The sequence below is a fragment of the Acinetobacter sp. UNC436CL71CviS28 genome (assembly GCF_000620525.1).
Lineage (GTDB): Bacteria > Pseudomonadota > Gammaproteobacteria > Pseudomonadales > Moraxellaceae > Acinetobacter > Acinetobacter radioresistens.
Genome location: NZ_JIBB01000041.1, coordinates 1 through 13,672, shown reverse-complemented (window position 1 = coordinate 13,672; position 13,672 = coordinate 1). Strand labels below are relative to the sequence as shown.

The window sequence follows — 13,672 nt, the reverse complement described above, 5'->3', positions numbered from 1 at the left end:
GATTAGATTAAATAGGAAAATTTTTTCTTGAACCTTATCTTTTAAATATAAAATTAATCTACTTTGACATGATGCCAAAGCCATAATCATAAGACCACATAGATACTGCATCTCTATTGTAAAGTGTTAAAGATAAACGGCAGCCTTGCTCATGGGCAATCTGGTACTCGTCACAGTAATCTTTCATTTGTTGGGGAGTGAGGGCTAACCATGCTTGCGGTTTAGCAGGAATTTCTTCGAATTTCACTTGGTCCCATACCAAACCATATTTCGGATATTTTAAGGTCTTCGTCGCTTTCGCATCAAAACCATATACTTGCTTTTTAACAGTTAAGCTCTCAGCCCACTCAAACATATAGGTTTCTTGATAATTACGTTCACGTAAAGGCGTTAAATTATAAATATTCTCTGTCATGATACTTGCATCTACATCAGACCGAGAAAATAACTGATCTCCTTGATCATTAAAATAATTCTGGCAAAAACTTTTAATTTGTTGATCATCATATTCTGCAAATAAACAATTTAACTGATCAAAACGCAATCGGGCATTAATCACTAATTGAGATTGAAGATCCCAAGGCAAAAGCTCGTTTAAATCTTGAGATGAATAAGTTGATGTTACCGATGAACCATATCCTTCATAACCCGGATAAACAAATACGCGTCTGCGCTGTCTGGTTTGTTGCTTGTTTTTTTCAATATCTCGTTGTTCACAATAACGATAATTCCACTGTGGAATCATAATATTGGGTTGCTGTACTTTTTCCAATCGATGACGATTGACTCGTCCTGCTGTTTGTACAATGGATTGCACACTTGAGGCATCAATAATGGCCCAATCAAAATCATGATCTCGTCCCACTTCTTCTACTGGTGTCGCAACCACAATAAAGGGAATATTTAAAGAATTAGATTTTTGAATGAGATCAATCATTTCATCATCTTGCTCGATCTGCTCATTACCCGTTTTTCTTTTCTTACCATCTTTATGACGTGTTAAAAGCTGATCTAAACGTTGCTCTTTATAAAATCTTGAAATAAGCCAATCATTTGCATGATAACAAGCAATATTTGCCTCAGGTAAATGATCTGATAAAAATTGGGCAAGTCGAATTGCATGTTTAATATTGGCAACCCGTATCAGCCCCAAAGAAATTTTCTTTTCTGTCTTTTTAAAATTCCATGCATGCGCTTGATGAAGTTGCTTTACTGCTTCTAATACTGACTGTTTCCACGATAAAACTGTAGTTTCAGGTAATGAAAGCAACTGAGCCAGTCGATGAGTTGGCTTAGAGCACAAGTGAATTTGCAAATCATCCAAATGTTTTTGATAATTTCCATTAAATTCTGATTTTTGATTTGACTGCTCTAACCATATTTTTGGTTTAAGCTCATTATCAATAATCGCAATGATTGATTTTTTCTTATTTCCATACAGAGCCGCCCGCATCTGTATGCCTGACTCAAAGGCTCGATGAATTGTTTTGGCAACGGTCAGTGATAAAGTTGCTGAAGAACAAATCACGTTTCGACCATACAAAGCAGCGAGCTGAACTAAACGCAACACGGCAATGAGGGCTTGAGGTTCATAGCCATCCACTTCATCTAAAATCAGGTCACTACTCATTATCCTAAGTAATGCTTTAACGTGATGTCCTTGTCTATGTGGTTCACCCGCTGCAGTCAGATAATCAATCGTTGACACCAGTAATGGTGAAGCAAGAATAGTCGTTTCCTTTTGATCTAAAACTTTACGTCCATTTTTTTCAACCGTAAATAATGGATGTAACCAGTCTGGTAAATCGCAGTCTTCCCCCCAGGCATCAAACATAGGTTCCGGATGATTTTCATCTTCATCCAAGAACTCAATTTTCTCTTTACTTTGATCGAATAAAGTCTGGGTAACCGTATTCCCGATAATCACAGCAATTTCATCTTCCGATAGATTCATCGATGTTTTAAGTGCATGCCCAGTCTGCAAAGTTAGAGAACGCAAATTAAGCGCAATCGCTAATCTTGGGTCATCTGGTCGTAAAGTACAAGCAGCGCGCAAATTCATACGGGTTTTACCGCTTCCTGTCCCTGCAATATTAAATACTAGTGCCGGTGTTTCAGGATGCTTCTGTATATTTCTTTGCAAGGCATTTGCTGCGATATTTTGCCATTGGAACCGCGGGTGAGTCGTTGGCTGGCAAATATATTCAACGGTTTGTTCAGATAGACCAGATAAACTCAAATCAGTCATCATTTGAACTGCGATTCGTGAAGCGCGATCTCCGACTTGGTGTAAATGCCATTCTAGTGGTTGATCTTGTAATTTGGCTTGCTTGTCTTGGTCTATAGTTTTAAGCTTTGTATTTGCAAATAACGATACATTTTCAGGCTTTTGCAAAGAATATTGTTGTGCCGAGACAATATGATCTGCATGAATCAAAGCTGCTCGTGAATGTAGTGCTAAGGCTTTCCAGTATAAAAGCTGGTCTGTTTTTTGTTTTGGTATTAATGCAGTTAAACGTTGCATACGTTTTTGATGGCTTTTAAAAATAGAGTCTGGCAATTCACCGGCACAGCTCATTTGTTCACGGCTTGGAACTAATGTTCGAACATGATTTTCATAGTGAGGTAATGCGAGTGGATCATTTTTTAAAGCTTCTTCCACGCCTAATAACCCATGATGCGTAACAACCAAATAATCGACTGCTTCTAATTCGTTTTGGACTCCCTGTTCAATTTCTTGTCGATCACCTAAAGTAAATTTATCTAAACCTTTATCTAAATTCTTCCAGGCAAGCTGCCAGTCCCATCCATTTTTTCTGAGTTGTTGTAACAGTTTTAAAGACAGCCATTCATGTCGAATGTCATCTTTAATTTTTTGCCCCGCCATTTCTGGACTTAATTTTTTCTGAAAATGTTGTGAAGCTTTACCAATATCATGCATGTCCCCTGCTGCACCCGCCAATAAGCTACTTACTTTGACCCATTCATCCAGCATCAGTAATTTTTGCTGTTTCTTGGTCGATGCAACCGGATAGGCACCGTCGTGTGCAAATTTATGTTTTGCGCCCACAACCCATGCAAGCTTCATTCTTCGCACACCAAAATTAATGTACGCAGCTACCGCAGTTTGTCGGGTTGCCACTTTTTTGAGTGCACTACGAATTTCTTTTAAGCCATCCATGGTCATGGGTGCTTGCCAAGATGAATGTCCTGTACGAATCGCATAGCTATCCAAAATCGCTCGAGTTTTCTTTAACGCTCTTTTTTCACAAGCTGAGATGAGAATGACGTGCATAGTTTATTGTTAAAATTTAAATGTAATGAAAATATAATCTCTTGTTTTAAAAAAGAGAAAGTTCTGATAACAAGATACGATCTTAGAACGACAGTTTATGTCGTTTTGAACTTATATTTTAGCTTATCTGTACTTAACAAATAGTTGCAAGCAGTTACCGCTATTTCTGTATAATCTTTTTTGTCTGCTACTGTATAAGTAGTTGAGAAAGAGACTAGATTCTTGTTTAAGAATTATCTCGTTGACCATCGCTTTAGATGGATTACTTTTTGTTACATCTAAAACTCCAATGAATAACAATAACATAAATTCAAATAAAAAATAACGCCCGAGACTAGATTATTGTTACATTATTAATATAAAAATTTAACTAGTCATAATGAGTTAGAACTGAGCAGCACAAAGCATCTCAACTCTTTTGTGCTGCTCTTCAAGTTAACTCGTATCAAAAGGAGCTCACTCATGAGTAATCTTATCACAGAACATATAAATCCATTGTCAAATCAAGAAAAATCATCACCTGATTTTTCACTGAGTATGTCAGCAAAACTTCTAAAGTTATCTCCTAAAGTATTTATTGAACTTTTATACAGGAATAAATTTATTTTTAAACGAAGTAAGCAAACTGCATGGGAGTCATATCAAAATATTGTAGATAGAGAAATCTTATGCCATCGAGTAATAAACATAAAACACTCTACAGGCATAGTAGTTCCACATTTACAAGTTAGAGTCACTTTAAAAGGTCTAACATACTTTAAGAATAGATTTTGCTCTTAAATCTACGAAGATATTATTGCGACATTTAATGTCGCAATAATATTCAGTATTTATTTAATTTTTAAAATAATGTGTTAAAAATTGGCTAGATAACAAAAACGGGGAAGATAATGCCTGAACCACAAACTGATATTTTTATAAATGCCTTAGAAGAATCTGTGCACTTTAGTTTAAAAACGATTAACTCCAATATTGAAAAAGGCGGGATTCGTTTAAGTAATCAACAAGCACTTGATTTACCCTATCTCAGTGCTCGAACTTTATTAAATGAAGACTTCCTGATTCCCACTGATTATCAGGCAAATGCAGGTAAAACGGCTTCTATTTTTAAAGTCGTAAAAGCAGCCATGATTAATAATGACATCCATTCAGAAGAAGCTGAGTTTCAACAACAAGTGGAACAGCTCAAGCCATCCATTTCATCTATTTTTAATGAGCCGTATCAAGCCGGTACAGAAAACATTGATATACGTATGCGCCAGCTTTTAATTCCCAAAAATGGTGAATATGTTTCAGTAAGTCCACTTACTGCTGCTGGTGTAAATTATCTTGTGAACCAAGAAGTTGATGCTGTAAATGAATTATGCAAAGAAAAAGACAGTGAGTTTAACCGCATTCAAACTGCTATTTTTGGCATAGGTGGAGCCAATCCACAAAATGTGGGAAGCCTAGTGCGTTCAATGCAACGCCCTATTACAGTTGATGCTCCTCAAGCAAGTGAAAAAGTACGTCAAGCCTTAGCGATTTTCTATAACGGATTTACGATACGACTATCCCGTAAAATAAAACTGCTTAATGGGACTAAACGAGCAAAAGAAGCAATTAAAGAGTGGTCAGAAATTTTAAATCGCCAACTTATTATCACCGCGACGAATACCATTCAAAATTGGCATGACCTCGAGATTTTCGCTCCTTCGACCAATCGGGATGTTCGAGATCAGGAAGTTATTTTCCTGAACATCCTTGCTAAAGATGTCTTAAGACAGGCGACTTTTCAAAAAAATATTTTAGAAGAAGCTGAATCAATTTTACCAAGTATGGAAGAAATTGAGCGTCCTTCATTCTGGGTTCATCCGAGCCTTCCATTTGTTTTGCAAGGTTTGATTGACCCAGAGCTAAGAGATGATCACTGGAGAATTAAATTCTCCGATTATCTTGCTAGAAAAATCACCAATGAAACCTTTGATATAGAAATAAATAATGAAACTGTATCAATTAGCCTAGATAGCAATTCAGAAGGTTATATCGCCCGCCGCTTACGGGAGATTGTTCGATGAGTCGTTATGTCGTGATTCCTCGTATGCGAGTACAAAATGCAAATATACAAACCAATGGCCTGTTATTAGGTGGTGTGCCTTTGTTTGCAGCCAATATGTTTGCACATCATTTAGCAAGACAATTAGGCACTCAAGAACAAGGCATTATTTATATTCATCATGACCAACAGCGTTTAGGCGGACAAGCTTATGGGCGCTTTACGCCTGCTCAACGCAGAGCTGCAACATATATAAATATGCAAGATTATATTGGTAAAAAATCAGCCAAACGTCCAATATTGTCTTTACAGCCAACAGCATCTTGTCATTTAGAGTTTAGCCTTATTATCAAATTTTCTAGCTCTCGGATTAGTCCAGAAAAACTAACAAACATACTTAAACGTAGCCGTTTCGCTGGTGGACAAATTATCGAGTTTTTAGAAATTACGATATATGCTGAAAATGAATTAGAAAATGCCTTAAAGAAAATCAAAACTGGGTTTGCCATTTTAGACCGACAAGATTTGCTTATTGAGTATCAGCAGCGTAAACAAATTAATCGAGTTCAGGCATTTACCCAACTGTTGGCATTAAAAGCAGATGCACTTAGAACGTTCTTTAATGACCCAAATTTAAGTTGGATATCGGCAACTAATTTGGGGTACGCCCTACTTGAGCCACTCACAGACCAACGAGCAGGTATTCGCCAAGCACAAGATCAGGAAACTACAGCACATGCCTATGCAGAACCGCTTACCGGCATTGTTCAGTATTTTTCTTTAGGCGAGATTCTAAGGAAAAATACCGAGGCTGAGGATGACACTTGGCATAACTTGCAAAAACTATTGTGGACCTACCACTGGCCGCAAGACGACATTTTTCTTTTAAAACAAAATTGCATTAATGCATAAATCATTTTTGAATATAAGGAATTTTTTACATGACAATTTTTAAGAAATTACCAGGTAGCCTTTCTTTACAACGCGGCACGGTGGTGAGTGATGGGGCTTTTTTCAACTTATTTGAAGATGGTAAACAAGAACCTTTACACGTGATGTATCACGGTATTCGAGGCACTCAAAATGTCGCAGGTAATAAAGAAAAAGGAGCAGCAACAGGTAATTCTCTGGCTCGCGAAGTCACCAATATTCAGTTGACCGAATCTGCAAAATTACAACCTAAAGCCAAACTTTTGGTGAAATGGGACTTTCGTTTTATTGACTTGAGCTATGTACTGTTTGCAAGTGCTTCTAAAGCTGGTGCTGACAAAAGCGAAGAATATAATTTCCGCCAAGCTTTCTTAAGTTTTGTAAATCGCGCCAAAGAAAGCGATGGACTTAAAGAAGTTGTGCGTCGTTATGTACGTAATATCGTGAATGGCCGTTGGTTATGGCGTAATCGTATTGTCGCTGAAAGCATTACCATTCAAGTGACTGCTCAGGACCACCCTGAAACATTGAGTTTTGATGCACTTTCTTACAACCTTAAGAGTTTTGATCAACCGTCTGAACAAGAACAAAAACTAGCAGATATTTTGTTAAAAGGAATTACAGGTGAATCCACAAGTGCTGCCTTGCATATTGAAGCGATTGTTGACTTCGGAATGGGCGGTGTAGAAGTTTTCCCTTCTCAAAATTACCTAGAAGAGAAACCAAAAGGTTTCTCCCGATCTTTATATCAATTAACACCGAAAAAACCAGACCACAAAGCCAATGACAACCAATATCTAGGTCAAGCTGCATTACGTGACCAAAAAATCGGAAATGCACTAAGAACAATTGATACCTGGTATCCACTGTTTAAAGAAAACGATGAAAAGCCAATTGCAGTAGAACCTAATGGGGCAAATTTAGAAGGACAGATTTTCTATCGCGTGGGTAAAGATAAAGTTTCTGCATTCGATATTTTAAAAGAAATTGATGAACTGGATGTAAACAGCGACAAAGGCATGTTCCTGATTGCATGTTTAATTCGTGGTGGCGTGTACTCCGAGGGTGAATAATGATGGATGCCAATTACTATCTGGATATCCGTGTTCTTGAATCATCAGATGATACGGATTTAAAACTTGGTCATATTCGTAATCAAATTTACACCGTGATTCATGGTGCATTTCGAAAACTACCTGCGCATTACGCGCTTGCGTTGGAGATATCCGATAAATTGAAAGCGAAGCAGGAACAGTTTGAAAAAAAACATGGTCGTTCAGCTAAACCTAACTTTGATATTTTGCGAATTTTTGCAGAAAAGCAGGATGATTTAGATGAGTTAATCGAGGCAATTAAAGGACACTGGAAAATTCGCGACTATACCGTTTTAGGTGCCGCAATTGCTGTTCCTACTGCCAAAATTTCTGGTTGGAAAAGTTATCGTAAGTTTCGTATTCCAACTCAGAAAACTGAACGTACAAAGCTTTCTCATCAAAATGAACCTTTAAGAGATAGACGCTTAAAAACTGCCAAAGGAATGCCCTTCTTTCAGGTGGTCAGCAGTACAGGTCATGGTTTTACAGTAATTATTGATGTGCAGGACAGCGAAAATGCGGGATACGGACTACCAGATAGCTATGGGCTTGCTCGTAAGGAAAGTCCTTTTGCCCTACCCGTTTTTTAAGGAAATATAATATGAGTCAACTCCGTCAGGAACGCAGCCGCCCACTTATGCTTTCAAAGCGTGCCTGCGTTTTTTATTTAGAGAGAGTTCGTGTCGTTTTAAAAGATGATCGAATTGTTTACTTGACGGAGAACTCACAGCCTGTGGAATATTTTTATAATATTCCAGAGAAAAACACAGCCTTTTTACTACTTGGTAAAGGTAGTTCATTAACAGATGCGGCTGCCAGACGTTTAGCAGAATCTAATGTCATGGTTGGGTTTTGCGGTTCTGGCGGCTCCCCTTTATTTTCATCCTTAGACTTAACATTTTTAGCGCCTCAAAGTGAATATCGTCCCACTGAATATATGCAAATCTGGATGAAAGCATGGCTAGAAGATGATGCACGATTACTCATGGCAAAAATATTATTACTCGAACGTATTGCCCTCGTATCACAATCATGGAAAAAAATTTTGATTTGATTCAATCTGGTATTTATATTGATGAGAATGCTTTAAACACATTTAAACAAGATATTGATCGTTCAGAAAATCAACAAGAATTACTTGCAGCCGAAGGTCGTTGGGCCAAAACGTTATACAAGCAACTTGCTAAAGGCTTTGGTGTTGAGTTCATTCGCGATGAAGGAAAAAATTCTCATGATACTATTGCTGATATAGCCAACAGTTATCTCGATCATGGAAACTATATTGCCTACGGCTATGCGGCAGTTGCTTTAAATGGAATGGGAATTAGCTTTGCTCTCCCTATTTTGCACGGTAAAACACGTCGTGGGGGTCTAGTCTTTGACCTAGCTGATCTAGTGAAAGATGCTTTTGTGATGCCAATTGCTTTTACATGTGCAGCAAAAGGATTAAATCAAAAAGAATTCCGAATGCAGCTTATTGAAACATGCCAAGACAAAGATATTTTAGATTACATGTTTGGCTTCATTACTGACATATGTAGTAAAATTAAATAAAATCATATAATTAAGTTTTATACTTTATAACGAAGTATTTTCACTCATTAAAAACTTATATAATTGATTTCAAGAGTTTTGTTTTAACTTAACTCTAGTTCGTCATCGCCTAGATGATTTAGAAAATGGGCCTTTAACAAGCCGATGAGCATGGATGGTTCGTCATCGCCTAGATGATTTAGAAATGCAGAACCAGTTGCAGACAGGATAAAAAAAGGTTCGTCATCGCCTAGATGATTTAGAAAAATATCATGCGCCTTGCAAGTCTTGCCCACCAGTTCGTCATCGCCTAGATGATTTAGAAAGCTCACCCTCTGATGTTAGAACCTCAACATAAGTTCGTCATCGCCTAGATGATTTAGAAATACTGAGCTGGCTGTGAACACGTTGAAGTCGTGTTCGTCATCGCCTAGATGATTTAGAAAAATACAGAAGAAACCAAAAAAACCAATGGCTTGTTCGTCATCGCCTAGATGATTTAGAAATTAATAGCTCGGCTTTTCCCGGCATTTACCGCGTTCGTCATCGCCTAGATGATTTAGAAATTACGGTGCATGTTATCAACCGCCTAACGACGGTTCGTCATCGCCTAGATGATTTAGAAATCTCAGGGCTTCAAATATGCTATGAGTAGCTTGTTCGTCATCGCCTAGATGATTTAGAAAAGATGTTATTGATGGTTCAAGCCAAGGGAATAGTTCGTCATCGCCTAGATGATTTAGAAACTGTAAAACGTTGTATGCTGCATCTGCATTGATGTTCGTCATCGCCTAGATGATTTAGAAATTCATTTAACTTGTGTATAATCAATTTTAATGGTTCGTCATCGCCTAGATGATTTAGAAATGTTTGATTTCTTCTTCGGTGCGCCATGCGCCGTTCGTCATCGCTTAGATGATTTAGAAGTATGGGGGCAGATTGGCGAGTAGGTTCGATTGGTTCGTCATCGCTTAGATGATTTAGAAGTTGCTGCTGATTCTGTTCTTGAGCCTGTTGACGTTCGTCATCGCTTAGATGATTTAGAAGATTAAAAGCAGTTTGGGTGTTTGATGCCTTCTGTTCGTCATCGCTTAGATGATTTAGAAGATTTACAAGGGCGTAGGTATTGCTACTTGTAAGTTCGTCATCGCTTAGATGATTTAGAAGAGACAGAACCAAAGGAACCGAAGCAAGACAGTGTTCGTCATCGCTTAGATGATTTAGAAGGCAGCAAGTTTCTGTTATAGAGAAAAAGTTATGTTCGTCATCGCTTAGATGATTTAGAAGAACACGGTGATGCCGGAATGGATTTGACAGCTGTTCGTCATCGCTTAGATGATTTAGAAGGTGATCTTAATGATGAGCGCGATGAATTTGAAGTTCGTCATCGCTTAGATGATTTAGAAGACCTTCTTTGCTTATTTTATTGCAGAGTCCAAGTTCGTCATCGCTTAGATGATTTAGAAGACTAAAGGTAAAACAAAAAAAAGTGATAAAGTGTTCGTCATCGCTTAGATGATTTAGAAGTCTATCCCAAACTCTTGTTTGACCGCATCTGCGTTCGTCATCGCTTAGATGATTTAGAAAATTCGTCAAGCTCGTAGAAATTGACTTTAACCGTTCGTCATCGCTTAGATGATTTAGAAAAAGGCTTAATCAAAGTTGAGCGAAAAACTGGTGTTCGTCATCGCTTAGATGATTTAGAAAAGCAAGAAACCAAATCAACACATCAATTTACCGTTCGTCATCGCTTAGATGATTTAGAAAATAGTCATTCTTGAAGACAAGCCGCTCAAAGGGTTCGTCATCGCTTAGATGATTTAGAAATTACCTGGTTTATCCGCAATACGGCGCTCATAGTTCGTCATCGCTTAGATGATTTAGAAAAATCGACTCAGTAAGCGTGCAATCCACTTTATGTTCGTCATCGCTTAGATGATTTAGAAAGACAGTACCTGTTCGGTTTTTTGAAATTGATTGTTTGTCATCGCTTAGATGATTTAGAAATTATGGAATGATGAAATATTAATTAATGGTATGTTTGTCATCGCTTAGATGATTTAGAAAAAACAGCTAGACGGCGCGCGTGGTGATTCAGGGTTTGTCATCGCTTAGATGATTTAGAAATATTCTTTATCTTTCGGCTTGTCATCTATGAAGTTCGTTATTCCATAAATGGTTTAAGACTTTTAAAGAGACATAGTAAAAACTTCTATAAACAATAAAATTATTAAAAACAGAATTATTGTTCAATAAATCATCCAATTTCATCTACATTATTAAATTAAAAAGGTATTATGAGCCGAAATATGTCAGAATTTGATTAATTTATGATGTTCATGAGAAAACTGGGTAAGTCTTTTGACCTGGACTTGAGAAAATTAATACTTTTATTAATCGTATTCTGCGTATCTACACTCTTCTTTGTATCTTTAGGCGTGAGTTATTTAATCGTAAAAAACCAGTTAATCAGCAACTCTTTAGCGATTAACTCGGAATATGCAAATAAAATTGCCCTTAATACAGACAATCATTTTCAAAATATATTAAAAGAACTCAAGTACAGTGCTCAATCTTTGGGGAAAGACTTTAACAGTTTTGCGTTAAGAGAAGCAGAAGTTGATCGTCTTAAATACCAGTCGGATCACTATAACAGTGTAGTCATTGGTGATGCTGAAGGCAGGCTCATCAACTTTTCTTCCAACATTTTAAATATTGACCGGAATAAAATTCAGACCACGCCCGGAATTCAAGCCTCACTTAAAAATAAAAAAACTTATATTTCTTCACCCTATTACTCTGTAAAAGATAATCTGATTGTTTTCTTGTCCCAGCCTATCTTTGATAAAGATAATAACTATAAGGGCTTTATAGGCTCAGCCATTTACTTAAAGCAGAAAAATATTATTAACCATCTCTTAACGATCAACTACAGTTATAAAAAGAGCTACATGTATGTGATTGATCAGAATAATAAGATTATTTTTCACCCTGATACAAAAAGAATTGGAGAAACTGTTAGGAATAATACAGGCCTGAAATACATGCAGGCGACCAAAAATGGAAATATCCGTTTGATAAACAGTCGAGGCGTAGATAATCTTGCCGGCTTTTCATACATCCCCTCAACCAAGTGGCTTATTGTCTCTCAGCAGCCCACTAATGAGCTACTTGAGCAGGCATCGACTATTATTTATAAAGTTACAGGCGGAATTTTCCTGTTTTATCTGCTTATTTTTTATATTGTCTGGAGATTTGCACTCGTTATTTCCAATCCGTTACATAACCTAGCCAATATGGCCAGTCTGCTGAATCAACCTAAAATCGAAGAAAGAATCAAAAGGATTAATCCTTGGTACTATGAGGTCACCAAGTTCAAGTTATCACTTTTATTAAGCGCACGTAAATTTTCTCATAAGCTAACCGAAATGGATCATCGTATTAATACAGATCCACTGACTGGCTTATTAAACCGTAGAGGGATGCAGTTCTTTACAAAAGGAATGATAGATTCTAAAGTTCCTTTTTCTGTACTTCTGATTGATATAGACCATTTTAAACGTATTAATGATACGTATGGTCATGATGAAGGTGATGAAGTATTAAAAACTTTAGCTAAGATCATGTTGGAAAATTTCCGCAAAAATGATCTTTGTTGCCGTCATGGTGGTGAAGAATTTATTGTAATTATTCCAAATGTTAATAAACAAGAGGTCTATGAAAGTGCTGAAAGATTTCGCCATGCCGTAGAAACATATATTATTAATAATGTTGGCAGAATCACGGTCTCTATTGGTATTGCGTCGTGGCCCGAGAGCTCAAATAGTTTTACAGAAGTATTAAAAATTGCCGACAACAATCTCTATCATGCCAAAAACCATGGCCGCAACCAGGTAAAGCACAGCTAAAAAATATAATTCAGGAAATTTATGAATCAGCTATTTTAAAGCATAACCTTTAGAGTATCAGATATATAACTGTTCCTTTAAGGGTTATGCTTTTTTATGCTATATAATTTTTACTGATTTTTTCACAATTGAAGTTACTTTGTTCTATATTAAGTAACCCTGCTTAATCTTGATGAGCAGGCATTACGCTCTCTATTTCTATATTCCCCTTAAAACAATTAATGGCATACTGAACTATTCTATTTTTAAATATATAATAAATATTATAATATTTATCAGGATGAGTGTTCATATAACAGTTATTAACATTATCAGATATTTATTAAAAACAACAACATGATTAAAATTTTAATATTTTCTTACTTGTACTCAGGCTGGATATTAATCCATATTTAATATACATGAGCAAACGCTCTACACATCAGGTCTTTTGATCTATCAATTTTAGCGAGTTTTGATAATAGAGTTTAATTTTTATTTATTCAGACGTTATCATATAGGCTCTAGTTTTACACCTGATCGAGGCTTTGTTGCACAAAGATTTGAAATGCAAAGCGCCCCTAATTGAACCAAATTTAAGGCGTAACTTGGGTAAGTGGTCGACCTAATTCCGTAAATCTGTTGAGGACTGCTACACGTGCATGGATCTCATTCACTTGGCTATCAAAACTCCTTGCACTGAGTTTATCTCCTAATAATTTGATGCAATGCATCTTAGTTTCAACCAAACTTCGCCGATGATAGCCTGACCATTTTTTCCATAGTGTCCTGCCTAAACGTTTAATTGCTCGAAGTAATTCATTTCGCTCTAGCGAGCTACTCTTTGTATCTTTCCATGGTTTCGCATTTTTTCTAGGTGGAATCACCGCATGCGCTT

The 13,672-nt window shown here is 36.8% G+C and carries 8 protein-coding genes, 1 pseudogene and 1 CRISPR repeat array; of the genes and pseudogenes, 7 read left to right on the top strand and 2 right to left on the bottom strand.

Going from position 1 to position 13,672, the window contains the following annotated elements:
* Positions 1-58 precede the first annotated feature (58 nt).
* Entirely contained in the window at positions 59-3,295 is a 3,237-nt protein-coding gene (gene cas3f / locus N518_RS0112850; RefSeq protein WP_005026483.1) for a type I-F CRISPR-associated helicase Cas3f, read from the bottom strand.
* A gap of 462 nt (positions 3,296-3,757) precedes the next feature.
* Between cas3f and N518_RS0112845 the strand changes: the two genes are divergently transcribed.
* The 7 genes and pseudogenes from N518_RS0112845 to N518_RS0112815 all read left to right on the top strand — a co-directional run bounded on the left by N518_RS0112845 (position 3,758) and on the right by N518_RS0112815 (position 12,795).
* Complete coding sequence (locus N518_RS0112845; protein WP_005026486.1) at positions 3,758-4,075, top strand: phage antirepressor KilAC domain-containing protein; 318 nt, start codon at positions 3,758-3,760, stop codon at positions 4,073-4,075.
* Between the two features lie 110 nt (positions 4,076-4,185).
* Positions 4,186-5,352: a hypothetical protein gene (locus N518_RS0112840; RefSeq protein ID WP_005026489.1), complete on the top strand. Its 1,167-nt coding sequence runs from the start codon at positions 4,186-4,188 to the stop codon at positions 5,350-5,352.
* Positions 5,349-6,242 (top strand): type I-F CRISPR-associated protein Csy2, encoded by an 894-nt coding sequence (gene csy2, locus N518_RS0112835; RefSeq protein ID WP_005026491.1) that lies wholly within the window; start codon positions 5,349-5,351, stop codon positions 6,240-6,242. Before N518_RS0112840 ends, csy2 begins: the two co-directional genes overlap by 4 nt.
* A 29-nt stretch (positions 6,243-6,271) precedes the next feature.
* Positions 6,272-7,333 (top strand): type I-F CRISPR-associated protein Csy3, encoded by a 1,062-nt coding sequence (gene csy3, locus N518_RS0112830; protein ID WP_005026493.1) that lies wholly within the window; start codon positions 6,272-6,274, stop codon positions 7,331-7,333.
* Between the two features lie 2 nt (positions 7,334-7,335).
* Positions 7,336-7,944 carry a type I-F CRISPR-associated endoribonuclease Cas6/Csy4 gene (locus tag N518_RS0112825; RefSeq protein WP_026055488.1) on the top strand — a complete coding sequence of 203 codons (609 nt, stop codon included), beginning with the start codon at positions 7,336-7,338 and terminating at the stop codon, positions 7,942-7,944.
* An 11-nt stretch (positions 7,945-7,955) separates the two neighbouring features.
* Positions 7,956-8,908: pseudogene (gene cas1f / locus N518_RS16350) on the top strand (type I-F CRISPR-associated endonuclease Cas1f).
* 97 nt (positions 8,909-9,005) lie between these two features.
* A CRISPR array of direct repeats spans positions 9,006-11,014; the repeat unit is 28 nt; unit sequence GTTCGTCATCGCCTAGATGATTTAGAAA.
* 212 nt (positions 11,015-11,226) lie between these two features.
* Positions 11,227-12,795 (top strand): sensor domain-containing diguanylate cyclase, encoded by a 1,569-nt coding sequence (locus tag N518_RS0112815; RefSeq protein WP_026444359.1) that lies wholly within the window; start codon positions 11,227-11,229, stop codon positions 12,793-12,795.
* Positions 12,796-13,370: 575 nt separating this feature from the next.
* On the opposite strand, the gene N518_RS0112810 is transcribed toward N518_RS0112815, so the two are convergent.
* A partial coding sequence (locus N518_RS0112810; RefSeq protein WP_026444355.1) for an IS5/IS1182 family transposase occupies positions 13,371-13,672 on the bottom strand: 302 nt, incomplete at its 5' end.

Coding starts and splice junctions, on each gene's coding strand:
- N518_RS0112845 (WP_005026486.1), top strand. CDS start 3,758: ATGAGTAATCTTATCACAGAACATATAAATCCATTGTCAAATCAAGAA.
- N518_RS0112815 (WP_026444359.1), top strand. CDS start 11,227: ATGAGAAAACTGGGTAAGTCTTTTGACCTGGACTTGAGAAAATTAATA.
- N518_RS0112825 (WP_026055488.1), top strand. CDS start 7,336: ATGGATGCCAATTACTATCTGGATATCCGTGTTCTTGAATCATCAGAT.
- N518_RS0112840 (WP_005026489.1), top strand. CDS start 4,186: ATGCCTGAACCACAAACTGATATTTTTATAAATGCCTTAGAAGAATCT.
- csy3 (WP_005026493.1), top strand. CDS start 6,272: ATGACAATTTTTAAGAAATTACCAGGTAGCCTTTCTTTACAACGCGGC.
- csy2 (WP_005026491.1), top strand. CDS start 5,349: ATGAGTCGTTATGTCGTGATTCCTCGTATGCGAGTACAAAATGCAAAT.
- cas3f (WP_005026483.1), bottom strand. CDS start 3,295: ATGCACGTCATTCTCATCTCAGCTTGTGAAAAAAGAGCGTTAAAGAAA.